The organism is Pseudolabrys sp. FHR47, assembly GCF_005153485.1.
In the GTDB taxonomy this organism is placed as follows: domain Bacteria; phylum Pseudomonadota; class Alphaproteobacteria; order Rhizobiales; family Xanthobacteraceae; genus Pseudolabrys.
In genome coordinates this window covers 2,051,478-2,075,977 of record NZ_CP039740.1, presented here as the reverse complement: position 1 = coordinate 2,075,977, position 24,500 = coordinate 2,051,478, and the positions used below count along the sequence as shown (strand labels likewise).

Below are 24,500 nucleotides of genomic sequence, written 5' to 3'. Positions count from 1 at the left end.
TGCTCTCTCCGTTCGTCCCCGCGAAAGCGGGGACCCAGATGAGGCGCTCACAAATCACAGCAAACTGGATTCCCGCTTTCGCGGGAATGAACGGAGAATGACGAAGCCGTTCCCCTAAAATTTCTCCACCCATGGCCGCAGTTCGACCTCGAAGCTCCACGCGCTACGCGGCTGCCTCAAGGTTTGCATATAGGTCTCGGCAATGGCGTCGGGATCGAGCAGCGCATCGGGCTTGGCAGGATCGGGCGGACGGCGCGCGCTGCGGATGCCGCCATCGATGACGAAGTGCGCGACGTGAATGCCTTGCGGGCCGAGTTCGCGGGCGAGGCTTTGCGCCAGGCCGCGCAAGGCGAACTTGCCCATGGCGAAGGGCGCCGACTGCGCATAGCCTTTTACGGAGGCCGACGCGCCGGTGAACAACAGGGCACCCTCGCCTTTCGGCAACATGCGTTTGACCGCCTGCTGCGCCACCAGGAAGCCGCCGAAGGCGGTGATGGCCAAGGTCTTCTCGACCTCGGCGGGATCGAGATCGATGAAGGCGCCGCGCACGCGGTAGCTCGGATTGTAGACCACGACATCGGGCGTGAGCTTGGCGGCGTCGAGATCGGCGAACAGCGCCTCGACCTCGTCGCGCCGGGCGACATCGCAATTGAACGTCCGCGCGCCGGTGGCCTCGGAAAATTCGGCGAGCTTGACCGCCGACCGCGCGGCGAGCGCGACCTGCAGGCCGTCCTTGAGCATCAGCCGCGCCAGCGAGGCCGACAGGCCGGAGCCGGCACCGACGATGAGAGCCGAGGTGTGTTTCATGGACCGGTATCTAGCGCAAATGGCGGCCGCCGAGCCACGTCATTTCTTGCAATCACCGATGCGGACGGCCTCGATCGCCTTATCGGCCGTCGTCTTTTGTCCCATCATCGTGATCTCGGACTTCATCCGCCCCGCATAGCGCGTCGGCGATTGCAGCGTGTAGGTGCCGGAGATGTTGAAGATGAACTGCTTCTCCATCGCGCATTTCAGCGTGTAGGTGACCGTGTCGCCATTCTGCTGGATATCGGCGGTCTGGCACTGCGCGCCCTGCCCGGTCATCGCCTTCTTCATTTCATTGACCAGGCCGGTGGCGTCGCGCGCCTCCTCAGCCGTCATGCATTCCTTCTCGACCGCCGGCGGCACCGGCTTGCCGTTCTCGGTGCCGGTCTCGGTCGTCTGCCATTCGCCGGGCTGGAGCTGGGTGGCGGCGAAGGCGGGATACGCCCACAAAGTAACACCTGTAACAATCGCCAAGAGTTCTTTCTTGAAATGGTCCATGATGCTCACCTTTGGCGGGAACAAAAGCTTACACTGAAAGTGTTTATTCGTCATGCCCGCGCGCGTTGCGGGACACGGCCCGTAGCCCGCATGGAGCGAAGCGCAATGCGGGGCGGTAGTCCCGGGTTTCGCTGCGCTCCATCCGGGCTACACGGCCTCAAATCACCGCATCCGATCGCACCACCGCCATGACCTCGAACTGATCCTTGTCGTCGTCGCTCTTGGCATAGGCGTTCAGCGCCTCGCGCGCCTTGGCGATCGCCTCCTCCGGCGTCCAGCAGCCTTCCACCAGCATGCTGTCATCATCGCCATCGTCGAGATAGCGGATGAAGACTTCCCAGGCATGGCCGGGCGGTTTTTTGGGGCGGGAGGGCATGGAGCAATTCGCAGTCCGTAGGGCGCGTTAGGCTTGTCCCCGCGAAAGCGGCGACGAAGGCGTAACGCGCCGTGTCGCAAAATGGAATGGCGGATAGCGCTGCGCTAACCCGCCCTACGGGCTACGCGCCTTTGCCCCCTACGCTCGTTCGCTTACCGAAGATACTCGGGGCTCAGGAACCTTCAATAACCGAGCGATCTCAATCAACCTAGTATCTACCGAGCTATCTCGCGCTTTCGCCGTTTCCTTTCGAATATCCGCCGTGACCGTTGCAGTCAGCACAATCGCGTTCTGCACATCGCCTCTATTAGGCAGACCTAGAAACGACAACGCAGCAAAATAATCGTAAAATGGAATCTGCGCGATACAGGCGAGAAGTGACGGGCCAATTAAGCCGAGATTATAATCATCGTCCTGAACTGTCTTGGCCCTATCGAGTCCTGGAATTCCATAATAAAGCAAAAGGAACGAGAGGTCGCCGCGCTCTCGGTTAAAGTTTTGTAACGGCTCGAAAAAAAACCTGAGAAGCGCTTGCGATATTACAAAGACAAGTACCGCCGATAAGACCGTCAGAAAAACCTGCATAGCCACCCACCCCCCTCACATCCTAAACACCCCGAACCTTGTCTCCGGCACCGGCGCGTTGAGCGCCGCGCTGAAAGCCAAGGCCAGCACGCGGCGGGTCTCGCTCGGCACGATGATGCCGTCGTCCCACAGCCGCGCCGTGGCGTAATAGGGATTGCCCTCTTCCTCGTATTGCTCGCGGATCGGCGTCTTGAATTCCTCTTCCTCGATCTCGCTCCATTTGCCGCCGCCGGCTTCGATATTGTCGCGCTTGACGGTAGCGAGCACGGAGGCCGCCTGCTCGCCACCCATCACCGAGATGCGCGCATTCGGCCAGGTGAACAGGAAGCGCGGCGAATAGGCGCGGCCGCACATACCGTAATTGCCGGCGCCGTAGGAGCCGCCGACGATGACGGTGATCTTCGGCACCTGCGCGCAGGCGACCGCGGTGACCAGCTTGGCGCCGTCCTTGGCGATGCCGCCGGCCTCGTAATCGCGGCCGACCATGAAGCCGACGATGTTCTGCAGGAACAGCAGCGGAATGCGGCGCTGGCAGCACAGCTCGATGAAGTGCGCACCCTTGAGCGCGCTCTCCGAAAACAGGATGCCGTTATTGCCGAGGATGCCGACCGGCATGCCGTGGATGCGCGCGAAGCCGCAGACGAGCGTCGTGCCGTAAAGTTGCTTGAACTCGTCGAACTCGGAGCCATCGACCAGCCGCGCGATGACTTCGCGAATGTCGTACTGCTTCTTGAGGTCGACCGGCACCAGGCCGTCGAGTTCGGCGGCGTCAAAGAGCGGATCGCGCGGCGTCTCGAGCGCGATGTCGGGCGACTTGCGGCTGTTGAGATTGGCGACGATGCGCCGCGCCAGCGACAGCGCATGATGATCGTCCTGCGCCAGATGATCGGCGACGCCGGACTTGCGCGCATGCAGGTCGCCGCCGCCCAAATCCTCCGCGCTCACCACCTCGCCGGTCGCCGCCTTCACCAGCGGCGGGCCGCCGAGGAAGATGGTGCCTTGATTTTTGACGATGATGGTCTCATCCGACATCGCCGGCACATAGGCGCCGCCCGCGGTGCAGGACCCCATCACGACTGCAATTTGAGGAATGCGCAACGACGAGAGCGTCGCCTGATTGTAGAAGATGCGGCCGAAATGCTCGCGATCGGGAAACACCTCGGTCTGGTGCGGCAGGTTGGCGCCGCCACTGTCGACGAGGTAGACGCAAGGCAGCCGGTTCTCGCGCGCGATTTCCTGAGCGCGCAGATGCTTCTTCACCGTCATCGGATAATAAGTGCCGCCCTTGATGGTGCTATCGTTGCACACCACCATGCATTCGCGGCCCTCGATGCGGCCGATGCCGGCGATCATGCCGGCGCCGTGGATGGCGTCGTCATACATGCCGAAGGCGGCGAGCGCGCCGATCTCCAGAAACGGCGAACCGGGGTCGATGAGGTTCATGACGCGGTCGCGGGGCAGCAATTTGCCGCGCCCGACATGGCGCGCCCGCGCCTTCTCGTTGCCGCCGAGCGCGGCCTCGGCGCGCCGGGCGCGCAGTTCCTCGATCAGCGCCCGCATGCGGCCGGAATTACCGGCAAATTCCGCTGATGCGCGATCGATCGTCGATGTCAGGACCGTCAAAGTCAGTGCCTCCCCGGCGGCGGAATCGCCGGCCGTCTTGTCTCACGGCGGCAAGGTGCCCCGGCCGGAACCGCAAGGCAATGGAGGCGGAACGGTGCGCGCGACACCGCGTTGACCGCGCTGGAATGCCTCGGGGGGTCAGCAGAGAGGAACTCGCATGACTCAAGCCCGACTTCTGACCACCGCGGCGCTGGCGCTCGTGATCGGCGCAGGTGCCACCTACGCCCAGACAAATCAGGCCTCGCCGGAACGCGCCCCCGCGGCGCAGCAGAGCGCGCCGCCCGCCAAGGTCGCGCCATCGATGAATGCCGGCGAAGGCAAGCGCGGCATGCCCGAAACCACCGGTCAAGGTTCGCCTCAGCGACTCAGCCCCGGCAGCGGCGAAAACACCAACATCAAGGACATGAAAGCCCAGCCGCCGCAGCGCAGCGGCGCGGCGCCGGAATCCGGGGTCAAGGATGACAAGGCCGGTATGAATGCCGGCAAGTCCGGTGCTGAGACCAAGTCCGGTGCGACGGCGCGCGATACGCAATCCTCGACGACCGGCCAGGGCTCGGCCGGCGCGCGCGCCAACCTGACCACCGAGCAGCGCACCAAGATCACGTCGGTGATCAAGCGGCAGAAGGTGGAACCGGTCAATCTCAACATCTCGATCAGCGTCGGCACGCGGGTGCCGGAGCATGTGCGCTATTACCCGCTGCCGGCCGAGGTGGTGACGATCTATCCGCAATGGCGCGGCTTCGACTACATCATCGTCGGCTCGACTATTGTCGTCATCGATCCGGGAACGCGCGAGATCGTTGCCGTGCTCGAAGCCTGATCTTCGGCAGTGCAAACAACAGCGGCGCGGAACCCGACATTCCGCGCCGCGACTCTTCGTCTACACGCGAAAATCGCGCGGGTTCCGGGAACATGAAACTCGCACCGCTCGTTGTCCCCGCGTGTTCGGAAGCGAACCGCAACAAATTCAAATAGCAAGGAGGATGACGATGAAGACGCTCACCACGATGACGGCTGTTGCCGCGCTGATCGCGGGCCTATCGGTTGCCGGTGCCCAGACCAACGACGGCAAGTCCACCAATCCGTCCAGCATCAACGCCGCGCCGACCCAGGAAGGCAACACCGGCAAGAGCGGCATGCAGCCGAAGGCGACCAAGGACATGCCAGGCGCGTCCGGCTCGATGAAGGGCAAGCAGGGCCAGCAGGCTGAGACGACCAATCCGGCCAATCCCAACGCCGCCCCGACCCAGGAAGGCAACGCTGGCAAGAGCGGCATGCAGCCCAAGAGCACGGCCGATATGCCGTCCGGCACGGCGCCGCGCGCCACCACGGGCACTTCGGCGGAGCAACCGGCCGTGAAGCCGTCGTCGCCGTCGGCCAAGCCGCTCGATAACGCCGGCGGCACCGGCAAGTAACCAGCCAACAGGATCGGCCACTCACCCGGCCGTGGAATGCGAGGCCCGCGATGCACCGCGTCGCGGGCCTTTGCTTGTGCGTGGTTCCCACCGCAACCTGCGACCATCAATCGGCGGAACATGGCGCCGCGCTCGCGCGTTGTCCGCACGAGATCCCCGCATACGAATTTTCACAGCAACGAAACGAGGAGCATCCATGAACAAGGATCGTATTGAAGGCTCGTTCGACCAGGCTAAGGGTAAGGTGAAGGAAGCCGCCGGCAAGGTAACCGGCGACGCCAAGCTCGAAACCGAAGGCAAGGCCGATCAGGTCAAGGGCAAGGTCCAGAATGCCGTCGGCGGCGCCAAGGACAAGATGAAGGAAGCGCTCGACAACTAAGAGCGCCGACCTTCGAACGCTAAAGCCCGGTGCGAACGCACCGGGCTTTTATTTTGCGCATCGCTCATTGCGTTCACGCGTTGGGCCGCAAATCAGCAATCACCGGCAGATGATCGGACAGCGCCCGCGCGCTGCGATCGACAAAGCTGCGAACAAGCGCGGCGCGCGGCCGGCAGTAGATGCGATCGAGCCTGAGCAACGGGCATATGGACGGGAAGGTGCGGAACCGTGTGCGGCCGGCGAGAATGCGCGACAACATTCCGCGCACCGAGTTCGGCCAGAACCAGTCGTTGAAATCGCCGATCACCACCGCAGCATTCTCCCCTGCCGCGAGTTCGATCAGCATGCTGGCCTGGCTGCGGCGCTCATTGATGCTCAGGCCGAGATGGGTCGCGACCACGGTCAGCGGCCCGAGCGGCGTCTCCACCTCGGCGCGGATGGCGCGGCGCGGCTCGCGTTCGCCAAACGAGATGTCATGGATCTCATGTCCGCGCAGCGGAAAGCGCGAGATCAGCATCTGCCCGTAATCGCCGTCGGTGCTGGTCAGCGACTTGGCGCCGATGCCATACAGCCCGACCGCGCCGGTGAGATACTCGAACGGATTGGCGGCGTCGGCAAGCGCGCGGCGGGAATCGACTTCCTGAAGCGCCACGATGTCCGGGTCCCAGCGGCGAATGAGATCGGCAACCCGTACCAGGTCGAAACGCGGATTGCGCCCCAGCGTGCCGTGAATATTCCAGGTCATCACGCGGACGGTGCTTGCCCGCTCGGCCTCACTCCTCACCGGCCGGCGCTCCAGTAGCGCGACACAGCCGCCTGTACGCCGATCGACAGCGCCACCCAGGCGCCCACTGCCACCACGAGCGCCGCGATATCGAACGGCGTCGGCGACGTCAGGATGCGGGCGAACTGGTTGCCCACCGCCGAGATCATGATCATGCCGGGCAGCATGCCGATGACGGTACCCGCCATGTAATCGAACACCGGAATGGCGCTGGCGCCGGCGGCGAGATTGACCACCGTGAAGGGCGCGACCGGAACCAGACGGATAGCCGCAATGGACACCACCCCGCGCGCGGCGATCTTCTGGCGGATGCGGTTGAGCCGCGGCCCGAGCAAATCCTGCACCGTGCGTTTGCCGATGGCTGCGCCAATGGCATAGGTCGTCAGCGCGCTCGCCAGTGCGCCGATAAAGGCATAGGTGAAGCCGGTCCACGGACCGAAAGCCGCTGCCGTCGCCGCGATCAGCACCGTCACCGGGAACATCAGCGATCCGGCAATGACGAAGCTGCCGATGACGACGAAAGGCGCCCAATGGCTGCCGGCGATGTCGCTGAACGCTTCCTTGACCGACTTGGGATCGGCGAGCGGCACGAACTGCCACGCCATGGCGAGCCCCACGATCACGAGACCCGCGGCAACCACCTTGAGCACGGTCGAATAATGGCGGGCGGGCACGTATCCTCCGAACATGTTGCTGATGAATTCCTCGGCGCCGATCGGCTTTTCCGGATCGGCCACGCCCTGGATGAGCCCGAATGCCTCCGAGACCTTGGGATCGTCGACGATCGGCTGCAGGCTATGGCCGTTGCGGGCCAGCGCCCGGCCCGTCTTGACCAGAGAGCCGCCGTTTTGCGCGATGGCGTGCGCCACCTCTTCGGCCGTGGCACCGCAGTGATCGCCGATCAGCGTATTGCGCAGGCGGGCCACGGTCTCACGCTGCCCTTCCGTCTGCGCGACGACGACAAGATCGCATTCGGTGTCGGTGCCCATCGAGCGGTTATTGAGATTGGCAGAGCCGATGCGGATGATGCGGTCATCGACCGCCATCACCTTGGAATGCACCATGATATTGGCTGCGGCGCCCTTGGTCTCGACACGGGGGTAAAGCAGCGCCACGCGTTCCTCGGGGAACTCGCTCAACACCTCGGCAAAACGGGCGCGGCCGGCGCGCATACTCTGCGCTTCGAGCCACGACACATGGGTTTGCGGCGAGACGATCAGCGCTTCGAGCTCAGGCTTCGCGCGCAAGCGGTCCGCGAGGCACTGAGCGAACGGTAAGGTCGTAAGGAACTGGTTTTCGATATAGATCGAACGCTCAGCGACATCGATCATGTCGAAGAACAGCTTCTCGACCTCGCGGGCTTCCGGCCGGCCATCGAAACGCGGCTCGGTGCGGGCAATGCCGACGTCCGTTTCGGTGAAGTCGGGCCTCACGCCGTCCGGCCACGGATCGCCGTCAACCTTGACCGCGGCGACATCCTCCAGCGCCGCGCAAGCCCAGCGGCTGCGCAGCAATTCGCTTAAGGCGCGCGCGGCATCGCCGTCGACGACCATCTGTACGTCGTGGAAAGGACCGTAGGGCTTGCCGGCTGGATCGACACGCAGGGGGTCGTCGGGTCTGTGGGCGCAGGTGTCCCAGCGGCGCACCGTGAGATCGAGGCCGCCGGAAAAAGCGACCTTGTCGTCGATGGCCACCAGTTTCTGATGCTGCGACGAGCCGATCGGCACGCAATCGTCAAGGCAAAAGCGGATATTGTGCGGCGTGTTCCATTGCAGTGTCGCGGTCGGAAACGGGTCGCGCTCGGTGGCATAGAGCACCGAGAAATCCCATAACAGCAGCCGTATCTCGAGCCGCGGCTTCTTTGCCACCAACGCTGCCAGAAACTCGGCGAAAGTCTCAGGATAGCCATCGTCGGCGCGGCCATCGGTCCCGACCAGCCGGGTCTGGCTGTGAATGTCCCAACCTGCGATCAGGATCGAGCGTTCGGCCTTGATCATGGCGCTACGCACCGCCGCGAAATAATTCGCGGCGTCGATCAGCATCGACGCGCGGCCAGCACGCGCGATGCGCCAGACGTTATAGCCAGGTTCAAGAAGCATGCGTCCAGTCCCATCGATGGAAGGAACCCGACGCGGATTCCCCTCCCCGATGGGCTTTCAACGCACAGATGGAACATTGGTTCTTTACCGAAACGGCGTCGAAACGGCCGGGTTTGCAGATTGACGGTAAACAACCTGTGGTATTACCATTGTCTGTCGGGCGACATCGGGGGGTAGAGCCATGGCAAAGAAAGCGAAGCGTAAAAGCGCGCCTAAAACGGTGGCCAAATCGAAGGCTCGCAACAAATCGAAGGCTCGCAAGAAGAGCGCCAGCAAGAAAACCAGCAAGAAAAAAGTCGGCGCCAAAAAGACAAAGGCCATCGTCCGGCGCAAACGAGGCGTCACGACGTTCGCTGCCACCGCGACGCTCGCTCTCACACTATCGGTCGATCAGAAGCTGCGGATTTGCGAGCAGACCCGCGCCTGTATTGCCAAATTGGTCAACGACCCGACCATCCTTTACAACACCAATCTTCGGACGCGCTTCAATTGGGATGACAACAACTTCATCCAGTTGGCCGACGATTTACCGCCTTGCTTCCTATCCGCAGGCATGAAAATTCCCAAAGCTCTTAGCCGCCCCGCGCTGAAGAAATGCGCCAAGGTTCAGGACGTCTGCTACGTCGTGGTCGCAGCTTACGAATAGCAATTCAAACAAGGCGATTAGGTCCGCAACGGTTGGGGGTTGTGTCATGCGTTTTTCGTGCACTGCAGTCGCGGTTCTTGTTCTTTGTCAGCCAGCGCTAGCCGTCACAGAGGCCGAAATCACACAACGCTGCAGCATCACCGACCCTGCGACAGGGAAGCAATACATACCGGAGAAGAACGAATGGGCGCTCGCCCGGCTGCTCTCGGACAGCGTTCTAGCGGAGAATACAAAGGGTTGCCGGCCGGAGATGACCGACAAAGAGCGGCTCGACTACAAAAACAAGCTTGAGTTCGAAGCGTCATTGAAGCTCAGGGACATTCAGAGGATCAAACAACAAACGAAGGGCCACACAACGACGCCCAATGTCGCGACCAACGACATCGACAGCGGCTTCGAGATCAAGACGCAAGACGGCACACCGCCGCTGATCGTGCGCGATGCCCGTTCCGTGCTATCGGTTCAACAACTACTGACAGCCAAGAAATCGGCCGATGGCGCGAGCTTCTCCTACACGCGCGATATCGAGAATGACAATCAGATAACGGCCCTCAGCGGCGCGGTCTACCTGTACAAGGACATTTTCCCCCAACCCAAGGACGCCGGCATAACCGGTCCATTCGATCGCGTGACATGGGCTCCCGGCATCGAATTCGACCAGCAGCGCAACCGCTCCAATCCAAACAAGAACGTGGACTACCTGTCGCCGCGCATGGTCGCCGAATTTGCCCTGCCCGGCGAAACAGTCCGGCAACTCTTCCGTATCGCCGGCTACTACAACACCGACTCGCGTGGCCAGACGAAAGTCTGGGGCGGTTCACTCGAATGGCAGCCGGTGTCCAACGTGCATCACATCAGCAGCGGTTTCCGCATTTCCCCGTCGCTGCCGCTCGGCTTTCGTTTCGACCCGATCGCACATTTCGAGGTCGAGAAGGTCGCGGCGGCCGGGCCCCTCACCAATATCAGCGACGGCGATCACTACTTCCGCGCAGGACCGATCCTGCAGGCGAGCTTCTGGTTCCTCGACGGACCGGAGCCGCTGCGACGCCTGACATTCGGCGGACAGTTCAGACAGCTTTGGGGCAACGCCGGCTCGGGCATGCAGAAGGACCTGCGATATTGGCAGGCCAACCTCGCCTACAATCTCGACGAGGCCGGGCACGCCGCCATCAAAGCGACCTATCGCCAGGGCGACCTGCCGGGCATCGGACAGGACGTGCGGGATTTCAAGACAGGCCTGTCGATCAAATACTGACGCGACCGCCCCGTTCGAGAACCGTCACCCGACTTTCACGCCGCGCACCAGCGGCCAATCGACTTCGTTGTTCTGCATGACCCAGGTTTCCTTCATGGCGGCGTCGTACCATTCGCGCCACGCTGTGGTCGCCATCACGGCGTCCATGTACTCTTTGGTTGCGGCAGAAACCGGCAGGCCGTAATTGTTAAAGCGTGCCACCACCGGCGCATACATCGCATCGGCATTACCGAAGCGCGCGCCGAACAGGAACGGACCGCCCTTGCCGTATTGCGCGCGGCACTCGGCCCAGACGGTCTCGATGCGCTTCATGTTCGCATAGACCTCATCCGGCATCGGCCGCGGCTTCGGCGGCAGCCAGAGATTCATCGTGCAGTGCTGGCGCAGTGCCTGGAAGCCGGAATGCATCTCGGCCGACACCGAGCGCGCCAGCGCGCGCGCCGCAGCGTCCTTCGGCCACAGTTCGGCATCCGGGAATTTTTCGTCCAGGTATTCAAGGATCGACAGCGAATCCCAAATCTTGAGATCGCCGTCATGCAAAATCGGCACCTTGCCGGCCGGCGAGTATTTCAAAATCTCCTCGGCGCTGCCCGGCACGTAAAGCGGGATGACGATTTCTTCGAAGGCGATGCCGGCCGCCTTCATCGCGATCCACGGCCGCAGCGACCAGGATGAATAGTTCTTGTTGCCGATCACCAGTTTAAGGGACATGAGGTCAGGGCTCGCTTTGTTGCGCGTTAAATGACGGCTTGTCGACGCGGTGGACCATCGGCCAATCGACTTCGTCCTCGGCAAAAAGCCAAGGCTCGGCAATGCCGGCTGCTTCCCATTCTTTCCACGCCGGCAGCGCCATCACCGCATCCATGTAAGCGCGGGTCCGCGGCGTGACATCGACCGCATAAGTGTGGAAGCGCGACACCACAGGCGCGTACATGGCGTCGGCATTGGTGTAGCGCGCGCCGAACAAAAACGGACCGCCCTGCCCGAAGCGTGCCCGGCAGTCGGCCCACAGGGCCTCAATGCGGCGGACATTGTCGACAACCGGCGGCGGTAGATCGCGCTTCATGACGCGGCGGGCGAAGTTGACCGGCAGGTGATTGCGCAATTCCTGGAAGCCGGCATGCATTTCGTTGGCGACGACACGGGCGTGGGCACGCGCCGCGGCGTCCTTCGGCCACAGCGCGAAATCGGGAAACTTCTCGGCAAGATATTCGAGGATGGCGAGCGATTCCCAGATCCGGATATCGCCATCGACCAGCACTGGCACCTTGCCCGTACCGGACACCGCTGGAACAATCGTCTTGAAGTCCTCGGTCTCGAACGGAATGAGCTCTTCATCGAAGTCAATGCCGGCCGCCTTCATGGCGATCCACGGCCGCAGCGACCAGCTCGAATAGTTCTTGTTGCCGATAATCAGCGTCAGCGCCATTTGCCCCTCGGATTCACAGTATGGTGCGGAAGCAGCGCCATCGCGGCAAATGAATTTTGGCGATGGCCGCCAGCAGCGCCGTTGATCGGTCCGCCCGCCTTTAATCCTTTGCTTCCGGCGCCTCGGTCGGGCCGCCCTGCTTCTTCCAGGCGCCGAAGCCGCCGCGGATATGGGCAACGGGTTTCAGACCCATACGGTGCGCGGTCTGCGCGGCCAGGGCCGAGCGCATGCCGCCGGCGCAGAAGAACACGAATTTCTTGTCCTGGCCGAACACCGGTTTGTAGTACGAGCCGTTGGGGTCGATCCAGAACTCGAGCATGCCGCGCGGACAGTGGAAGGCGCCTGGCATCTTGCCGTCGCGCTGCAGTTCGCGGATGTCACGGATATCGACGAAGACGACGTCGTCGCGGCCGGCAAGCTTGATCGCCTCGGCGGTGTCGAGAGTCTCGATCTCACGCTCGGCGGCCTCGCACAGCTCCTTGTAACCGATGGTGATATTCTGCGGCATCGTCCGGATTTCCCTGTTCGGCCGCTACGCCCGGCCCTTAGAATGGCGGTGTAACGGAACGGCGGCATCGCGACAAGCGTGCCGCCCGCGCCAAGGGGTCGGACCGCCATGCTGTCACTGAGCCTGCCGGATGCACTTGCGCTCGCCCTCTTCCTCGCCGCCTGGATCGGCTATTCGATCCTGATCGAGAAGACCGCGCATGGCGCGCGCAGTCTCAATTCATTGATGCATGTCTATCGCGACCAGTGGATGAAGGAATTGCTGGCGCGCGAGGTGCGCATCGTCGACTCTCAGGTCACCGCGGCGCTGCAGAACGGCACGGCGTTCTTCGCCTCCACCAGCCTGATCGCGATCGGCGGCGCGCTGACCTTGCTGCGCGCTTCCGATGAGATCGTGCATGTCATGGGCATGCTGCCCTTCGCCGTGCCGAACACGGCGGAGATGTGGCAGGCCAAGATCGTCGGACTGTCGGTGATCTTCGTCTATGCCTTCTTCAAATTCGCCTGGTCGTACCGGCTATTCAACTACCTCGCCATCATGGTCGGCGCGGCGCCGCCGCACACGCAGAAAGACAGCGAGGCGGCGCGCATCTTCGCGCATCGCGGCGCGCGGCTGTGCGAGGACGCCGGGAAGCAGTTCAACCGCGGCCAGCGCGCTTTCTTCTTCGCGCTGGGCTATCTTGGCTGGTTTCTCGGCCCGATCGAACTGGCGCTCACCACCATCGGCGTGGTGATCGTGATGTGGCGCCGGCAATTTGCCTCCATCTCGCGCCTCGCCTTCGAGGCGGACGGCGGCAAACCGGACTGATCAGCCGGTGCACCTCAGAGGGCGTGGTCGGGGCTAGGACATGCCCATCAACAGCGCAACCGCCGCGACGATGGTAATGCCCAAAGTGGCGGCCACCGCGGTGATGATCTTCTCGCCCCAATGGGCGCTCAGGCCGAGGTCGTCATAGAAATCCGCCGCGTCGCTGTCGGACGCGCGCATCGACGGTGAAAGAATGCCAGACGCTTTCTTGGCAGCCATTGCGATCCCCCTCTGTTGAAGGCATCACGCGGAAGAAACACGCGGATGGTGCTCGAGAACGCTCAACGCGCACTCGGGCGCACGAATCGCCCAGTGAAGGAAATGTTACCGGCGGGTTGCAGCGATCACAATCTTCGCGACGCGCGACGCCTGTTTCAGGGTGCCGGCAGCAAGGCCGAACTGCGGCCCGTCACCCAATAGGCGATGAGGCCGACCCATTCATTCGCCGCGCGATCGAAGCGCGCGAGATTATTGCCGACGGTGAAACCGGGCCGCAGCCGCAGATGCCGCTCGACCTGGAATGCGACCGGGTAGGCTTCGACCGGAAACCCGGCCGCACGGAAGGCGCCGACCGCGCGCGGCATATGCTGCGCCGAGGTCACCAGCAGCCAGCGCTCGCCCGGCTTTGGCTGCGCGATCTCCCTCGAGAACACGGCGTTCTCGGCGGTATTGCGCGAGCGCGTTTCCAGTTCGACGCGCGCGCGCGCCAGGCCGAAATCGTCGAGCAAGGGACCGACAAAGTCCGTCTCGGGACGCTTGTTGCCGAACAGGCTGGCATCGCCGCCGGAATAGATAATGCGTGCCTTGGGAAAGGCGCGCGCCAGATGCGCCAGCGCAATGACACGGCCGGCATCGCCATTGACGGAGACCAGGCCGGTCTGCCGCGACAGTAATGGCGAGATCACACCACCTAGGACGACGATCCCGGTCGGTGCCCCACGCGACATGCCACCGTCCTGCTCCCAGGGCGGAAAGCGGCGCTCGAGCGCATGGGTCAGGTATGGCCCCAACGGCAACAGACCGGCAATGAACAGCAGGACGACGCTGGTCACGACGAGCCGGGTACCACCGCGTCGCCAACCCATCAGCATCAGCGCCAGCCCGGCGATCCCGATCAGCAGGATCAGGTTCGACGGCTGCAGCAGAACCGTGACGGTTTTTGAAAGGATGAAGAACATGACGGCCGGCGGGTACCCTTTCCGGCCGTTACCGTATCACACCGGGCACGCGCCGCGCCTTGGTGCACATCGTCGCGTCCCGAGCGCCCTTCTTACCGGGACTTCTTCCAATCCTCGTAGCGCTTTTTGTTCTCTTCGTTCGGCGGATAGAGGCCGGGCAGCTTCTCGCCTTTCTCCACTTCCTGCACGAGCCAGCTTTCCATCAGCTCGTGCTCGGCGCCTTCATGCGCGACGAATTCGACCAGGTCCCGCGGGACCACCACCGCGCCGTCGTCATCGGCGACAATGATGTCGTCCGGGAAGATCGCCGCGCCGCCGCAGCCGATCGGCTCGTTCCAGCCGACGAAGGTCAACTGGTTGACGGAAGCCGGCGCCGCGACGCCCTGACACCACACCGGCAAGCCGGTGCCGAGCACGCCGTGCCGGTCGCGCATGACGCCGTCGGTGATGAGCGCCGCGACCTTGCGCTTGACCATGCGCATGCAGAGGATGTCGCCAAAGATGCCGGCGCCGGTCACACCCATGGCGTCGGCGATGCAAATGCAGCCTTCCGGCATGGCCTCGATGGCCGAGCGCGTCGAGATCGGGTTGAGCCAACTCGCCGGCGTAGCGAGATCCTCGCGCACCGGCACGAAGCGCAAGGTGAAGGCCGGGCCGACGATGCGCTTGCCGGTATGGCCGAACGGCATCGCGCCCTTCATCCAGGCATGGCGAATGCCCTTCTTCAGCAGCATCGTTGTGACGGTGCCGGTCGTGACCGTGCGCAGCAAATCGAGGGTCGCCGCGCTCACCGTTGCGGTCGCGGGCGATGTCATGGTCATGGGCTGCACGGGCGTGGTCATGGATATCTCGCTAAAGTTTCAAACGGAGGCGAGGCCAAGCCGCGCGTCACGGCGGCGAAGATAGGCCACCAACGGGATCGCGAACAGCACCATCCAGCTCTTGCCGACCACCTGCCCCGCCAGGAATTCCAGCGAGCCGAAGGCCAGCCAGAGGAATACGATGGAGTCGATCACCAGTCCGACCAGGCCGGAGGCAACCACGGCCATCACCAGCCGGCGACGCGCCAGCGGCGTATAGACGGCGAAATCGGCCAGCTCGGACAGCAGGAAGGCGGCGGTCGAAGCCACCACCAGCGCCGGCGGCGCGATCGCCGCCGAAATCCCTGCCCCGGCAATGATCGCGCCGATACCGAATTCGACGCCAAGGCGGCGCTGCACCAGATCGCGCAGCACCAGCGCCGCGCCGATCATCAGCACGCCTGAGGGCGCCATGAGATTCGGCGCCACCGGGATCAGGCACGGGCTGTTGGCGGGGCATACCGTGCCGACGTTTCCGATCATCCAGTTGGCGGCCGGAATCGTGAGACAGAACAGCACGAGGAAGATCGCGCCTTCGACGTTCTTGCGTATTTCGATGGTCATTGCGAGGACTGTTTCAATTCGGATTATCGGCGAGGAATTTATCGTAGCCCTGCCGGCGCAGGTCGCAGGCCGGGCACGTGCCGCAGCCATACCCCCAAGCGTGGCGGTGCGAGCGGTCGCCCAAGTAGCAGGTGTGGGTATGTTCGACAATAAGGTCGAGGAATGCCCGCCCCGCGATATCGCGGGCCAAATTGCGGGCCATGGCGAAAGTTCCTGCCTTATCGACCCACATCAGCGGGGTATGGATGGTCACTTTCCGGTCGAGCCCGAGGCTGAGCGCGACCTGCATGGCCTTGATCGTGTCATCCCGGCAATCGGGATAGCCCGAATAATCGGTCTCGCACATGCCGGCGACGATGTGACGGGCGCCGCGCCGGTAGGCAAGCGCAGCGGCGAAGGTGAGGAAGATCAGATTGCGCGCTGGCACGAAGGTGTTGGGCAGCCCGCTGTCGGCAAAGGCGATGGCGGTCTCGCGGGTCAGCGCAGTATCGGAGATCGCCGCCAGCGCGTCGAGCGTCACCATATGGTCCTCGCCCAGCCGCTGCTGCCATTCGGGCTTGAGCGCGGCGATCAGTTCGCGCAGCCGCGGCCGCACCTCCAGTTCGACGGCATGACGCTGGCCGTAACGAAAGCCGACAGTCTCGACCCGCGCGAAGCGATCGAGCGCCCAGCCGAGGCATGTCGTCGAATCCTGCCCGCCCGAGAACAGGACGAGCGCGGCATCATTGGCGATGGTCATAAGCTAGATTCCTCAGACGTCATCGCCCGCGAAGGCGGGCGATCCAGCGCTTGAAAACCAAGGGCTGGATGGTCCGCGTGCGCGGACCATGACAGCAATACGCATAATTGCGCCTTCTCACATTCGCACAGCCGGTTCAATCCCACTCCGGCGACCAGGCGAGGTTGACGATCCGCTTCTGCGTCACCGACAGCGCCGCGATCTCGGCCATTTCGGCCGGCGACAGCGCAAAGTCGAAAATGGCGAAGTTCTCTTCAAGCCTTTCGCGCTTGCTGGTCCGCGGGATGACGACGATGCCCTGCTGGATCAACCAGCGCAGTGACACCTGCGCCGCCGACTTGCCGTGCGCGCGCCCGACGCGCTCAAGCACTGCATGGCCGGACGCCGAGCCGCGCGCAATCGGGCTGTAGGCGACCACCGCCATGCTGTGCGAACGGGTGGCGGCCACGACCTTGGTCTGGTCGAGGAAGGGATGATACTCGATCTGATTGCACACCAGCGGCTCGTCGGTCGCCTTCACGGCTTCGTCCAGCAGCTTCACGGTGAAGTTGGATACGCCGAGTTGCTTCACGTAACCCGCCTGTTTCATCTTCGCCATCGCACCGAGGGTCTCGGCCAGCGGAACGCGATCGTTCGGCCAGTGAATGATGAGAAGATCGATCTCGTCGATATGCAGCTTGCGCAGGCTTTCCTTCACCGAGCGCTCGACATCCTGCGGCGCCATGCTGGTATGCGCGACCTTGGTCGTCACCATCACCTCTGAGCGCTTGCCCGATTTGCGCACGCCCTCCCCAACTTCGGCCTCGTTGGCGTACATCTGCGCCGTGTCGATGTGGCGATAGCCGAGGTGGATCGCCTGCTCGACGAGGCGCGCGCATTCGCGGCCGCGCAGTTCCCAGGTGCCCAGTCCAATGATCGGGATCTTGAAGCCTTTGGCTTCAACGGCTTGCATCGCGACCTCCCCTCATGCGACCCGTACAGGCCTGCCCTTGGTTTCCTCTCGAGGCGCCGGATCGGGCCGCGAGAATGACTCCCCGGTAAGAACCTGCCAACCGCCCATGCGCCAGGACAAACCATCGCGGATGTTGCTCAGATTTAATATTGGCCCTCCGGGCGAACATCACCCGTCCTGTCAGTCAGTTGGCTCCAGGACGGCCTGATTAGAACATTTCCAAACAAATTTAAGGACTTGCGCCGCATCGTGATCGTGATTTGGTGGTGCGACAATCTGTACAGCCGGGGACCTCATGCGCCGCCTCTTCGCCTCTGCCGCTATTGCCGCCGCCCTCGCAATTGCACCGCTCACCGCCAAGGCCGTCGACGACTTCACGCTGACCATCAAGGACCACAAGTTCTCGCCCGCCGAACTCAAGGTTCCGGCGAACAAGCGCGTCACCATCACAGTCGTCAACGCCGACCCCACCCCTGAAGAATTCGAGAGCGACGAGCTCAAGGTCGAGAAGATCATAGCCGGGAATTCGAAAGCCATCGTGCGCGTCGGACCGCTCAAGCCGGGCCGCTACGGCTTCTTCGGCGAGTTTCACGAAGACACCGCCAAGGGCGTCGTGATCGCCGAATAATCGAGATTGAAGAAAGCTTCCCCATGCTTGGCGCCCTGGTCATCGTCTTTCGCGAAGTTCTCGAAGCCGGTCTCATCATCGGCATCGTCATGGCGGCAACGCGTGGCGTCACTGGGCGCGGCCGATGGGTCACGATTGGCGTCGTTGCCGGCATTCTCGGCGCGGCCATCGTTGCCGCCTTTGCCGGTGTCATCGCCGACGCGTTCGAAGGTATCGGTCAGGAGCTGTTCAACGCGCTGGTGCTCGGCGCCGCCGTGATCATGCTGATGTGGCACAACGCCTGGATGGCGAGACACGGCCGCGAGATCGCGATGGAGATGCGTCAGGTCGGTAGCGCTGTGAGCGAAGGATCCAAATCGCTGGCCGCGCTCGCCGTGGTCGTCGGTCTTGCCGTGTTGCGCGAGGGCTCGGAAGTGGTGCTGTTTCTCTATGGCATCTTCGCCCAGGGCACGTCGGCTCTGTCGCTGCTCACCGGCGGTGCGCTCGGCATCCTCGCCGGCGCGGCGTTCACGGGACTCACTTATGCGGGGCTGCTTGCCATTCCGCAGCGCTACATCTTCGCGGTGACGAGCTGGCTGATCGCCCTGCTTGCCGCCGGCATGGCAGCGCAGTCGGCGCAGTTCCTCTACGCCGCCGGCATCATCAACCGGCTCGGCGAGACGATGTGGGATACGTCGTGGCTGCTCACGGAAAAGAGCCTGTTCGGCCAGCTCATGCACACTTTGGTCGGCTACGTGTCGCGGCCGACCGAACTGCAGCTCGTCGTTTATATCGCTGCGCTGTTCGCGATGTTCCTGCTGATGCGGATCGCGCGCTACCGGCCGGCGGCGCGGCCGATCGAAGCCTAACGCCGGCCGCCAAGCGCGGCGAAGGCGGCATCCGGCGAGCGGTCGATCACCTTGAGCAGCGCGCGAGCCGGACCGCGCGGATTACGCTTGCCCTGCTCCCAGTTGCGCACCGTTTCGATCGGCACTTCGATTTTCTCGGCGAAGGCTGCCTGGGTCAGGCCGCAGCGCGCCCGCACCTGGCGGACGAAAGCCGCCGGATCGCGATGCTCGACCGCGATTTCACTGCCGTCCGGGGCAATTTCGACGATGCGCCCATCCGCCTTCAAGCGTACCCGCATCATGGCTTCGGTTCCCATTGGTTAGGTCGTCCAATGGGCTAGGCGATTCGGCCGAAGCAAAAGTTAATGATACGCGCCCCTTTTTCTTTTGCGCATGATCTTGTCCGAAAACCGGTTTCCACCCCCGATCAAGTCGGGGGCAGGCTTTTTCGGGATCACGCGCGTTACTGCGGCTTCTTGACCGCCATCAGCAGGTTGGATTCGCCGGTGCGCCAGCGATAGCCGAGCCCGAAGTCGATCTTGGCAGCCTTGCCGAACACCTCGCGGGCAAGCTTGCTCTGCCGGCCTTCCGGGAAGAGGTCCAGCGGCTCGTGATACTTGCCGAAGGGATAGAGGTCCCAGACATTCCGGTCGAAGTAGCGCAGCGGAATGCCGCTATCGTCCTGGACGATGGTTTTCGTCTGCGCCAGCACGAAAGAGCGGATCTGCGAGAAGTTGTCGGTGTGCATCAGATACGAAGCGCTTTTGTGGAACGCATCGGCGGGCCCAAGCTTGCCGGCGAATTTGAGGAAGCCGCCGCGCTTGACGCCGCCATTGGAAAGATCGGTGGTCAGGTAATAGAGCGTGCGCGCGCGGCCATCCAGACCGGCGAAAGTGATCTTCACGCCGCGCGCCGAGGTCTTGCCCTTCTTGTCGTCCGGCTTCACCTCGCCCTCGTCGTCGACCATCACGAGGCTGGCATCACGAACGTCCATGCCCGAGCGGGCCAGGAAGACGTAGAGGATCGGAATGGTGCCGCGCAGGTTCGAGCCGCCGAGGGTCTCCTGCATCTCCTTGGTGATGAAGAAGCTGACCGCGAGCAGCGTGCGCATCGCATTCTGCAGATTGCCGAGCCCTGGCACCTCGCCGCGCCGCTGCATTTTCATGAGGTCGGGAATATCGCCGGACGGTTCGAGGCCGACCAGCAGATAAGTCGACGCGTCGGGATAGAATGCATTGGCGAACAGGAAGTCCGGCCCGCCGAACATATAGAGCAGCGTCGACTGTGGCGACTTGACGTTGTCGCGCGACCACGCCCGCACTTTCGTCAGCGTGCTCTTTTCGATGCTGGCGAAGGCCGCGTCCATCGTCTTGGCATGGCTGCGCCAATGCGCGCTCTTGGTCAGCGTTTCGAGCGGCGAGCCGACCGACGGCGGCAGGCCGGCGAGGAAGCGCGCGGTGTCGGCCGCCGTGGCCTCGAGGCTGCGCGCAGGCGTGACGACAAGACCGAGCCAGCTCAAAGCGAGCGCGGCGACAAGAGCGATGCGATTCATTTAATGACCGTGGCCTTCTCCGCGGCCGGCACGGCCGCGTGGTTCTGTGCGATGGAGTAGATGACGAGACCCGCCAGCATCAACGCGACGCCGGCCAAAGCCTGGGCCGGACGGCTGACCATGAGGTAGTAGAGCATGAATCCAGTGACGGCGAGGAAGATCAGCGGCGTCACCGGATAACCCCAGGTCCGATAAGGCCGCGGATGGTCGGGCTTTGTGAAGCGCAGCACCATCACGCCGAGCACGGCGCAGAACGAGCACAAGGTCAGGCTGAACTGGATAAAGTCCAGCACCGCCTCGAAGCTCTGCGTCAGCAACAGCAGGCTCGCCACCACGAGTTGGAAGCCGATGGCGAAAGACGGCACGCCGAAGCGGGAACGCCAGGCGAAAAGGCGCAGCAGCCGGAAATCCTCGCCCATGACCATGGTGACGCGCGGCCCGATCCACATCATCGCGCTGATCGACGAAATGAGCCCGATGCAGATCAGCGCGCCAACCAGATTGCCCCCGAACGCGCCGAAGACATGCTCGCCGACAATGGTCGCGACCTGTATCTGACCGGCGAATTTCGCAACCGGCGTGGTGTAGAGAAACACCGCGTTGAGCGCGACATAGAGCACCAGCACGACGAGGACGCCGGCGAACAACGCGAACGGCAAGGTACGGTGCGGATCGCGGATTTCGCCGATGATGTAGGTCGAGGCATTCCAGCCCGAATAGGCATACATCACGAAAGCAAGATTGATGGCGAAAGCCGCGGTGAATATCTGCCCGAGGTCGCCGGCTGCCGGCGCGAACGAGATCGGCTGCGGCTCGCTATAGGCAAGCCCGGCGACGATGAAAGCGACGATCAGCAACAGCTTGATCACCGTCGAGACATTATGGAAGGCGGCGCCGGTGCGCAGACCGGTCAGATGAAAGGCCGTCGCGATCCAGATGACACCGAGGCCGAGCACCAAAGGCGACACGCCGGGCAGCAAAGGTCGCGCATATTCGCCGAAGGCCATGGCCGCGAGCGCGACCGGCGCGGCGAAGCCGACCGTCGCCGACAGCCAGCCGGCCATGAATCCGACCGCCGGGTGATAGGTCCGGTGCAGGAAGTTGTATTCGCCGCTCGAGCGCGGAAACATCCCGGAGAGTTCGGCGTAACAGGCGGCGCCGCACAGCGCGACAATGCCGCCGACCACCCAGAGCAGGATCAGCGAGAAGCCGGAGCTGAGCGTCTGGACCTGGAAGCCAAGACTCGTAAAAACGCCGACGCCGACCATGTCGGCAATAACCAGCGCCGTCGCCGCGAACATCGTGATACCCGATGCTCCGGCCGCCTCCCCCTTTGCTCCCGCCACGAAACGCCCCCGCGCCGCTCGAGTCGTTAATTCTTTATTGATCATATTGATATGACCTCACGGACGGCAACACCCAAGATGGGACGCTGCCGGAGTGGATGCCGCCGCAATGTCATCCCAAAGGCGTTTTACGTATACAGCGCCGTTGCCGTCCCGAATGGGCACAGCCGCGGGAGCAACCGGCAGGCGATACCGGAGACGATCCGACCTTGCGTGACCACCGCGCAGGCCCAGACGCGCGAACGACACGGCGCCGCCGCGGCTGGATGCTGCTGGTGCTGACGGCCGGCCTGTTCGCGGGCGGCACCGCCTATTCACAGACCAATAGCGATGTTTTTGCGGCGCGCTGGCCGGCCAATGATGTAACGGGCACTGTTGGCGTCAAAACCGTCCCGCTGCCCGCTCCGCGCCCGCAACCCCGCATGGAACGCCAAGCTGCGATCACACCGCCGGCGCACAATCCGACCCGGGCAGCGCCGCGCACCGCGCTGGTCAAATTCGCCTCCGCGCCCTTCCCCTATAACGGCACCGTACCGGCGACCGGTGAGCCGTTCCTCAACGTCACCGAGAACGGCCGCAAGGGACACCGCACCTGGCGCGGCGGCGTGCTGTGGGAAAACACCACCTTCGGCGACAACCGTGTGCTGCTGCACATTCCGCGCGGCTTCGACGTGACGCGTCCAGCCGTCATGGTGGTGTTCTTCCATGGCCACGGCGCCGAGCTGACGCGCGACGTGCTCAACCGCCAGAACGTGCCGGAACAGATCACCGCCTCAGGCATGAACGCCGTGCTGGTTGCGCCGCAATTCGCCGTCGATGCCGCCGACTCCAGCGCCGGCCGCTTCTGGGAGCCCGGGGGCTTCAAGCGGTTCGTCAAGGAAGCTGGCGAGAAGCTCGCCGCCCTCGACAACAACCCGGCCGCAGCCCTGCGCTTCGGCAGTCTGCCGGTGATCATCGTCGCCTATAGCGGCGGCTATTCGCCGGCCGCCTACGCCATTCGCCAGGGCGGGCTCGGCAAGAAGCTCAAGGGCCTTGTCCTGATGGACGGCCTCTATGGCGAGATGGACGACTTCATCCACTTCATCAGAAATTCGAAATCGTCGTTCTTCATTTCATCCTACACGTCGTCGACGCGACGGCAGAACATGGCGCTAGCCGAGCGGCTTAAGGCGCAGCACATCGCCTATGACACCTCGATCCGCAAGAATTTGTGGCGGCGCGGCGGCGTGGCGCTCATCGAAACCGAAAACACCGTGCGCCACCGCGACTTCGTCACCGAAGCCTGGACCGGCAATCCGATCGCCGACATCCTCGACAAGCTGGATTGAGCGGGCGCTTTACCGCGTCTTCTCGAAAATCTCGCGCCCGATCAGCATGCGGCGGATTTCGCTCGTCCCCGCCCCGATCTCGTAGAGCTTGGCGTCACGCAGCAGGCGTCCGGTCGAGAAATCGTTGATGTAGCCATTGCCGCCGAGGCACTGGATCGCCTCCAGCGCCATCCAGGTCGCCTTCTCCGCCGCATAGAGGATCGCGCCAGCGGCGTCTTCGCGCGTGGTGCGGCCGTCGTCGCAGGCTTTCGCCACCGCGTAGACATAGGCCTTCGCGGAATTCATCGTCACATACATGTCGGCGAGCTTGGCCTGGATGAGCTGAAAGCGGCCGATGGCCTGGCCGAACTGATGGCGGTCGTGGACGTATGGGATCACCACGTCCATGCAGGCCTGCATGATGCCGAGCGGTCCCGCAGCCAGCACCACGCGCTCATAGTCGAGGCCTGACATCAACACGTTCACGCCGTTGCCCTCGACGCCGAGCACGTTCTCTTCCGGCACCTCGCAATCGGTGAACACCAGCTCCGAGGTGTCGGAGCCGCGCATGCCGAGCTTGTCGAGTTTCTGCGCCGGCGCAAAACCCTTGAACCCCTTCTCGACAATGAATGCGGTGATGCCGCGCGAACCGGCGGTGCGATCGGTCTTGGCATAGATCACCAAAGTGTCAGCGACCGGCCCATTGGTGATCCACATCTTCGAGCCGTTGAGCACGTAGCGATCGCCGACCTTGTCAGCGCGCGTTTTCATCGACACGACGTCGGAGCCCGCCCCCGGTTCCGACATCGCCAGCGCGCCGACGTGTTCGCCGGATACAAGTTTGGGCAGATATTTCTTCTTCTGCGCGTCGGTGCCGTTGCGGCTGATCTGGTTGACGCAGAGATTGGAATGCGCGCCGTAGGACAGACCGACCGCCGCGGACGCCCGCGACACCTCCTCCATGGCCACGCAATGCGCCAGATAACCGAGGCTGGATCCGCCATATTCCTCGCTGACGGTTATGCCGTGCAGACCGAGCGCGCCCATCTCGGGCCACAGCTCGCGCGGAAAGGTATTGGTGCGGTCGATCTCGTCGGCACGGGGCGCGATGCGGTCGCGGGCGAAATCGCCGACCGACTGGCGCAACATGTCGACGTCGTCGCCGAGCCCGAAATCGAAGCCCGACCAGGCATTGGGGATCATGGAAGTGTCTCCGGCACAGGTTGGAACGGCAACTCTAGCCGCAATCGCCGCGTCCGCGAAACGGCGATACGCCGAAAGTTTATCGTGTCGCTTGTGCCGGCCGCAAACCGGTATCCGCTTCGTCCGGGAAGGT

At 63.4% G+C, this 24,500-nt stretch carries 29 protein-coding genes; 9 read left to right on the top strand and 20 right to left on the bottom strand.

The features are described 5' to 3' along the window. Positions 1 to 114: 114 nt before the first annotated feature. The 5 genes from E8Q40_RS10235 to E8Q40_RS10215 form a co-directional block, all read right to left on the bottom strand. On the bottom strand, positions 115 to 807 hold the full coding sequence (locus E8Q40_RS10235; protein WP_137044334.1) for an SDR family NAD(P)-dependent oxidoreductase: 693 nt from the start codon (positions 805 to 807) through the stop codon (positions 115 to 117). Positions 808 to 846: 39 nt separating this feature from the next. Then, positions 847 to 1,305, bottom strand: a complete 459-nt coding sequence (locus E8Q40_RS10230) for a DUF3617 family protein (RefSeq protein WP_168197796.1) — start codon at positions 1,303 to 1,305, stop codon at positions 847 to 849. A 157-nt stretch (positions 1,306 to 1,462) separates the two neighbouring features. Further along, positions 1,463 to 1,681 carry a hypothetical protein gene (locus tag E8Q40_RS10225; RefSeq protein ID WP_137044331.1) on the bottom strand — a complete coding sequence of 73 codons (219 nt, stop codon included), beginning with the start codon at positions 1,679 to 1,681 and terminating at the stop codon, positions 1,463 to 1,465. A gap of 138 nt (positions 1,682 to 1,819) precedes the next feature. After that, positions 1,820 to 2,266, bottom strand: coding sequence for a hypothetical protein (locus E8Q40_RS10220; RefSeq protein ID WP_137044330.1), 447 nt, complete (start codon positions 2,264 to 2,266; stop codon positions 1,820 to 1,822). A gap of 15 nt (positions 2,267 to 2,281) precedes the next feature. After that, positions 2,282 to 3,826 (bottom strand): carboxyl transferase domain-containing protein, encoded by a 1,545-nt coding sequence (locus tag E8Q40_RS10215; RefSeq protein WP_370455252.1) that lies wholly within the window; start codon positions 3,824 to 3,826, stop codon positions 2,282 to 2,284. Positions 3,827 to 4,046: 220 nt separating this feature from the next. Here E8Q40_RS10215 and E8Q40_RS10210 point away from each other — a divergent pair, with 220 nt between their 5' ends. The 3 genes from E8Q40_RS10210 (at position 4,047) to E8Q40_RS10200 (ending at position 5,683) form a co-directional block, all read left to right on the top strand. Next, positions 4,047 to 4,709 (top strand): DUF1236 domain-containing protein, encoded by a 663-nt coding sequence (locus E8Q40_RS10210; protein WP_246663065.1) that lies wholly within the window; start codon positions 4,047 to 4,049, stop codon positions 4,707 to 4,709. A gap of 169 nt (positions 4,710 to 4,878) precedes the next feature. Beyond that, entirely contained in the window at positions 4,879 to 5,304 is a 426-nt protein-coding gene (locus E8Q40_RS10205; RefSeq protein ID WP_137044326.1) for a hypothetical protein, read from the top strand. A gap of 196 nt (positions 5,305 to 5,500) precedes the next feature. Further along, positions 5,501 to 5,683: a CsbD family protein gene (locus tag E8Q40_RS10200; RefSeq protein WP_137044324.1), complete on the top strand. Its 183-nt coding sequence runs from the start codon at positions 5,501 to 5,503 to the stop codon at positions 5,681 to 5,683. 73 nt (positions 5,684 to 5,756) lie between these two features. Here the strand turns inward: E8Q40_RS10200 and E8Q40_RS10195 are convergent, their stop codons facing one another. Both E8Q40_RS10195 and E8Q40_RS10190 read right to left on the bottom strand, forming a co-directional pair. Next, entirely contained in the window at positions 5,757 to 6,428 is a 672-nt protein-coding gene (locus E8Q40_RS10195; protein WP_137044323.1) for an endonuclease/exonuclease/phosphatase family protein, read from the bottom strand. Between the two features lie 35 nt (positions 6,429 to 6,463). Beyond that, positions 6,464 to 8,566: a VTT domain-containing protein gene (locus tag E8Q40_RS10190; protein ID WP_137044321.1), complete on the bottom strand. Its 2,103-nt coding sequence runs from the start codon at positions 8,564 to 8,566 to the stop codon at positions 6,464 to 6,466. A 181-nt stretch (positions 8,567 to 8,747) separates the two neighbouring features. Here E8Q40_RS10190 and E8Q40_RS10185 point away from each other — a divergent pair, with 181 nt between their 5' ends. Continuing rightward, entirely contained in the window at positions 8,748 to 9,212 is a 465-nt protein-coding gene (locus E8Q40_RS10185; protein WP_137044320.1) for a hypothetical protein, read from the top strand. A gap of 46 nt (positions 9,213 to 9,258) precedes the next feature. After that, positions 9,259 to 10,467 carry a hypothetical protein gene (locus E8Q40_RS10180; protein ID WP_137044318.1) on the top strand — a complete coding sequence of 403 codons (1,209 nt, stop codon included), beginning with the start codon at positions 9,259 to 9,261 and terminating at the stop codon, positions 10,465 to 10,467. Positions 10,468 to 10,491: 24 nt separating this feature from the next. On the opposite strand, the gene E8Q40_RS10175 is transcribed toward E8Q40_RS10180, so the two are convergent. The 3 genes from E8Q40_RS10175 to E8Q40_RS10165 all read right to left on the bottom strand — a co-directional run bounded on the left by E8Q40_RS10175 (position 10,492) and on the right by E8Q40_RS10165 (position 12,404). Continuing rightward, the gene (locus tag E8Q40_RS10175) at positions 10,492 to 11,178 is read right to left on the bottom strand and encodes a glutathione S-transferase family protein (RefSeq protein WP_137044316.1); all 687 of its coding nucleotides are present in this window, start codon (positions 11,176 to 11,178) and stop codon (positions 10,492 to 10,494) included. Between the two features lie 4 nt (positions 11,179 to 11,182). Then, on the bottom strand, positions 11,183 to 11,896 hold the full coding sequence (locus E8Q40_RS10170; RefSeq protein ID WP_137044315.1) for a glutathione S-transferase family protein: 714 nt from the start codon (positions 11,894 to 11,896) through the stop codon (positions 11,183 to 11,185). Positions 11,897 to 11,996: 100 nt separating this feature from the next. Continuing rightward, complete coding sequence (locus E8Q40_RS10165; protein WP_137044313.1) at positions 11,997 to 12,404, bottom strand: rhodanese-like domain-containing protein; 408 nt, start codon at positions 12,402 to 12,404, stop codon at positions 11,997 to 11,999. A 108-nt stretch (positions 12,405 to 12,512) separates the two neighbouring features. On the opposite strand from E8Q40_RS10165, the gene E8Q40_RS10160 reads away from it, so the two are divergent. Then, the gene (locus tag E8Q40_RS10160) at positions 12,513 to 13,211 is read left to right on the top strand and encodes a DUF599 domain-containing protein (protein WP_137044311.1); all 699 of its coding nucleotides are present in this window, start codon (positions 12,513 to 12,515) and stop codon (positions 13,209 to 13,211) included. A 33-nt stretch (positions 13,212 to 13,244) separates the two neighbouring features. Here E8Q40_RS10160 and E8Q40_RS10155 read toward each other — a convergent pair whose 3' ends face one another. The 6 genes from E8Q40_RS10155 to E8Q40_RS10130 form a co-directional block, all read right to left on the bottom strand. Beyond that, positions 13,245 to 13,430 carry a hypothetical protein gene (locus tag E8Q40_RS10155; RefSeq protein WP_137044309.1) on the bottom strand — a complete coding sequence of 62 codons (186 nt, stop codon included), beginning with the start codon at positions 13,428 to 13,430 and terminating at the stop codon, positions 13,245 to 13,247. Between the two features lie 155 nt (positions 13,431 to 13,585). Next, complete coding sequence (locus tag E8Q40_RS10150) at positions 13,586 to 14,389, bottom strand: YdcF family protein (protein WP_137044308.1); 804 nt, start codon at positions 14,387 to 14,389, stop codon at positions 13,586 to 13,588. A 92-nt stretch (positions 14,390 to 14,481) separates the two neighbouring features. Further along, the gene (locus E8Q40_RS10145) at positions 14,482 to 15,210 is read right to left on the bottom strand and encodes a ribonuclease activity regulator RraA (RefSeq protein ID WP_137046666.1); all 729 of its coding nucleotides are present in this window, start codon (positions 15,208 to 15,210) and stop codon (positions 14,482 to 14,484) included. 39 nt (positions 15,211 to 15,249) lie between these two features. Then, on the bottom strand, positions 15,250 to 15,813 hold the full coding sequence (locus E8Q40_RS10140; protein WP_137044306.1) for a VUT family protein: 564 nt from the start codon (positions 15,811 to 15,813) through the stop codon (positions 15,250 to 15,252). Between the two features lie 13 nt (positions 15,814 to 15,826). Further along, on the bottom strand, positions 15,827 to 16,552 hold the full coding sequence (gene queC, locus E8Q40_RS10135) for a 7-cyano-7-deazaguanine synthase QueC (RefSeq protein WP_137044304.1): 726 nt from the start codon (positions 16,550 to 16,552) through the stop codon (positions 15,827 to 15,829). A gap of 136 nt (positions 16,553 to 16,688) precedes the next feature. Then, entirely contained in the window at positions 16,689 to 17,504 is an 816-nt protein-coding gene (locus E8Q40_RS10130) for an aldo/keto reductase (protein ID WP_137044303.1), read from the bottom strand. A gap of 295 nt (positions 17,505 to 17,799) precedes the next feature. Between E8Q40_RS10130 and E8Q40_RS10125 the strand changes: the two genes are divergently transcribed. Both E8Q40_RS10125 and E8Q40_RS10120 read left to right on the top strand, forming a co-directional pair. Beyond that, entirely contained in the window at positions 17,800 to 18,132 is a 333-nt protein-coding gene (locus E8Q40_RS10125) for a cupredoxin domain-containing protein (protein ID WP_137044301.1), read from the top strand. A gap of 23 nt (positions 18,133 to 18,155) precedes the next feature. Next, positions 18,156 to 18,980 carry an FTR1 family protein gene (locus E8Q40_RS10120; RefSeq protein WP_137044299.1) on the top strand — a complete coding sequence of 275 codons (825 nt, stop codon included), beginning with the start codon at positions 18,156 to 18,158 and terminating at the stop codon, positions 18,978 to 18,980. Here the strand turns inward: E8Q40_RS10120 and E8Q40_RS10115 are convergent. From E8Q40_RS10115 to E8Q40_RS10105, 3 genes are all read right to left on the bottom strand, one after another. After that, positions 18,977 to 19,261 (bottom strand): DNA-binding transcriptional regulator, encoded by a 285-nt coding sequence (locus E8Q40_RS10115; protein WP_137044297.1) that lies wholly within the window; start codon positions 19,259 to 19,261, stop codon positions 18,977 to 18,979. The two genes, E8Q40_RS10120 and E8Q40_RS10115, sit on opposite strands and share 4 nt — an antisense overlap. 161 nt (positions 19,262 to 19,422) lie before the next feature. After that, positions 19,423 to 20,511 carry a hypothetical protein gene (locus E8Q40_RS10110; RefSeq protein WP_137044296.1) on the bottom strand — a complete coding sequence of 363 codons (1,089 nt, stop codon included), beginning with the start codon at positions 20,509 to 20,511 and terminating at the stop codon, positions 19,423 to 19,425. Next, a complete protein-coding gene (locus tag E8Q40_RS10105) occupies positions 20,508 to 21,812 on the bottom strand; it encodes an APC family permease (protein WP_246663064.1) in 1,305 nt (434 codons plus the stop codon). Before E8Q40_RS10105 ends, E8Q40_RS10110 begins: the two co-directional genes overlap by 4 nt. Positions 21,813 to 22,066: 254 nt before the next feature. Here E8Q40_RS10105 and E8Q40_RS10100 point away from each other — a divergent pair, with 254 nt between their 5' ends. After that, positions 22,067 to 23,185: an alpha/beta hydrolase gene (locus E8Q40_RS10100; RefSeq protein WP_137044292.1), complete on the top strand. Its 1,119-nt coding sequence runs from the start codon at positions 22,067 to 22,069 to the stop codon at positions 23,183 to 23,185. Between the two features lie 9 nt (positions 23,186 to 23,194). Here E8Q40_RS10100 and E8Q40_RS10095 read toward each other — a convergent pair whose 3' ends face one another. Then, the gene (locus E8Q40_RS10095) at positions 23,195 to 24,367 is read right to left on the bottom strand and encodes an isovaleryl-CoA dehydrogenase (protein ID WP_137044291.1); all 1,173 of its coding nucleotides are present in this window, start codon (positions 24,365 to 24,367) and stop codon (positions 23,195 to 23,197) included. Between the last annotated feature and the right edge of the window lie 133 nt (positions 24,368 to 24,500).

Excerpts from the sequence above, each read along its gene's own strand:
- E8Q40_RS10235 (WP_137044334.1), bottom strand. The coding sequence starts at position 807 with ATGAAACACACCTCGGCTCTCATCGTCGGTGCCGGCTCCGGCCTGTCG.
- E8Q40_RS10230 (WP_168197796.1), bottom strand. The coding sequence starts at position 1,305 with ATGGACCATTTCAAGAAAGAACTCTTGGCGATTGTTACAGGTGTTACT.
- E8Q40_RS10225 (WP_137044331.1), bottom strand. The coding sequence starts at position 1,681 with ATGCCCTCCCGCCCCAAAAAACCGCCCGGCCATGCCTGGGAAGTCTTC.
- E8Q40_RS10220 (WP_137044330.1), bottom strand. The coding sequence starts at position 2,266 with ATGCAGGTTTTTCTGACGGTCTTATCGGCGGTACTTGTCTTTGTAATA.
- E8Q40_RS10215 (WP_370455252.1), bottom strand. The coding sequence starts at position 3,826 with ATGCGGGCGCTGATCGAGGAACTGCGCGCCCGGCGCGCCGAGGCCGCG.
- E8Q40_RS10210 (WP_246663065.1), top strand. The coding sequence starts at position 4,047 with ATGACTCAAGCCCGACTTCTGACCACCGCGGCGCTGGCGCTCGTGATC.
- E8Q40_RS10205 (WP_137044326.1), top strand. The coding sequence starts at position 4,879 with ATGAAGACGCTCACCACGATGACGGCTGTTGCCGCGCTGATCGCGGGC.
- E8Q40_RS10200 (WP_137044324.1), top strand. The coding sequence starts at position 5,501 with ATGAACAAGGATCGTATTGAAGGCTCGTTCGACCAGGCTAAGGGTAAG.
- E8Q40_RS10195 (WP_137044323.1), bottom strand. The coding sequence starts at position 6,428 with ATGACCTGGAATATTCACGGCACGCTGGGGCGCAATCCGCGTTTCGAC.
- E8Q40_RS10190 (WP_137044321.1), bottom strand. The coding sequence starts at position 8,566 with ATGCTTCTTGAACCTGGCTATAACGTCTGGCGCATCGCGCGTGCTGGC.
- E8Q40_RS10185 (WP_137044320.1), top strand. The coding sequence starts at position 8,748 with ATGGCAAAGAAAGCGAAGCGTAAAAGCGCGCCTAAAACGGTGGCCAAA.
- E8Q40_RS10180 (WP_137044318.1), top strand. The coding sequence starts at position 9,259 with ATGCGTTTTTCGTGCACTGCAGTCGCGGTTCTTGTTCTTTGTCAGCCA.
- E8Q40_RS10175 (WP_137044316.1), bottom strand. The coding sequence starts at position 11,178 with ATGTCCCTTAAACTGGTGATCGGCAACAAGAACTATTCATCCTGGTCG.
- E8Q40_RS10170 (WP_137044315.1), bottom strand. The coding sequence starts at position 11,896 with ATGGCGCTGACGCTGATTATCGGCAACAAGAACTATTCGAGCTGGTCG.
- E8Q40_RS10165 (WP_137044313.1), bottom strand. The coding sequence starts at position 12,404 with ATGCCGCAGAATATCACCATCGGTTACAAGGAGCTGTGCGAGGCCGCC.
- E8Q40_RS10160 (WP_137044311.1), top strand. The coding sequence starts at position 12,513 with ATGCTGTCACTGAGCCTGCCGGATGCACTTGCGCTCGCCCTCTTCCTC.
- E8Q40_RS10155 (WP_137044309.1), bottom strand. The coding sequence starts at position 13,430 with ATGGCTGCCAAGAAAGCGTCTGGCATTCTTTCACCGTCGATGCGCGCG.
- E8Q40_RS10150 (WP_137044308.1), bottom strand. The coding sequence starts at position 14,389 with ATGTTCTTCATCCTTTCAAAAACCGTCACGGTTCTGCTGCAGCCGTCG.
- E8Q40_RS10145 (WP_137046666.1), bottom strand. The coding sequence starts at position 15,210 with ATGACCATGACATCGCCCGCGACCGCAACGGTGAGCGCGGCGACCCTC.
- E8Q40_RS10140 (WP_137044306.1), bottom strand. The coding sequence starts at position 15,813 with ATGACCATCGAAATACGCAAGAACGTCGAAGGCGCGATCTTCCTCGTG.
- queC (WP_137044304.1), bottom strand. The coding sequence starts at position 16,552 with ATGACCATCGCCAATGATGCCGCGCTCGTCCTGTTCTCGGGCGGGCAG.
- E8Q40_RS10130 (WP_137044303.1), bottom strand. The coding sequence starts at position 17,504 with ATGCAAGCCGTTGAAGCCAAAGGCTTCAAGATCCCGATCATTGGACTG.
- E8Q40_RS10125 (WP_137044301.1), top strand. The coding sequence starts at position 17,800 with ATGCGCCGCCTCTTCGCCTCTGCCGCTATTGCCGCCGCCCTCGCAATT.
- E8Q40_RS10120 (WP_137044299.1), top strand. The coding sequence starts at position 18,156 with ATGCTTGGCGCCCTGGTCATCGTCTTTCGCGAAGTTCTCGAAGCCGGT.
- E8Q40_RS10115 (WP_137044297.1), bottom strand. The coding sequence starts at position 19,261 with ATGATGCGGGTACGCTTGAAGGCGGATGGGCGCATCGTCGAAATTGCC.
- E8Q40_RS10110 (WP_137044296.1), bottom strand. The coding sequence starts at position 20,511 with ATGAATCGCATCGCTCTTGTCGCCGCGCTCGCTTTGAGCTGGCTCGGT.
- E8Q40_RS10105 (WP_246663064.1), bottom strand. The coding sequence starts at position 21,812 with ATGTTCGCGGCGACGGCGCTGGTTATTGCCGACATGGTCGGCGTCGGC.
- E8Q40_RS10095 (WP_137044291.1), bottom strand. The coding sequence starts at position 24,367 with ATGATCCCCAATGCCTGGTCGGGCTTCGATTTCGGGCTCGGCGACGAC.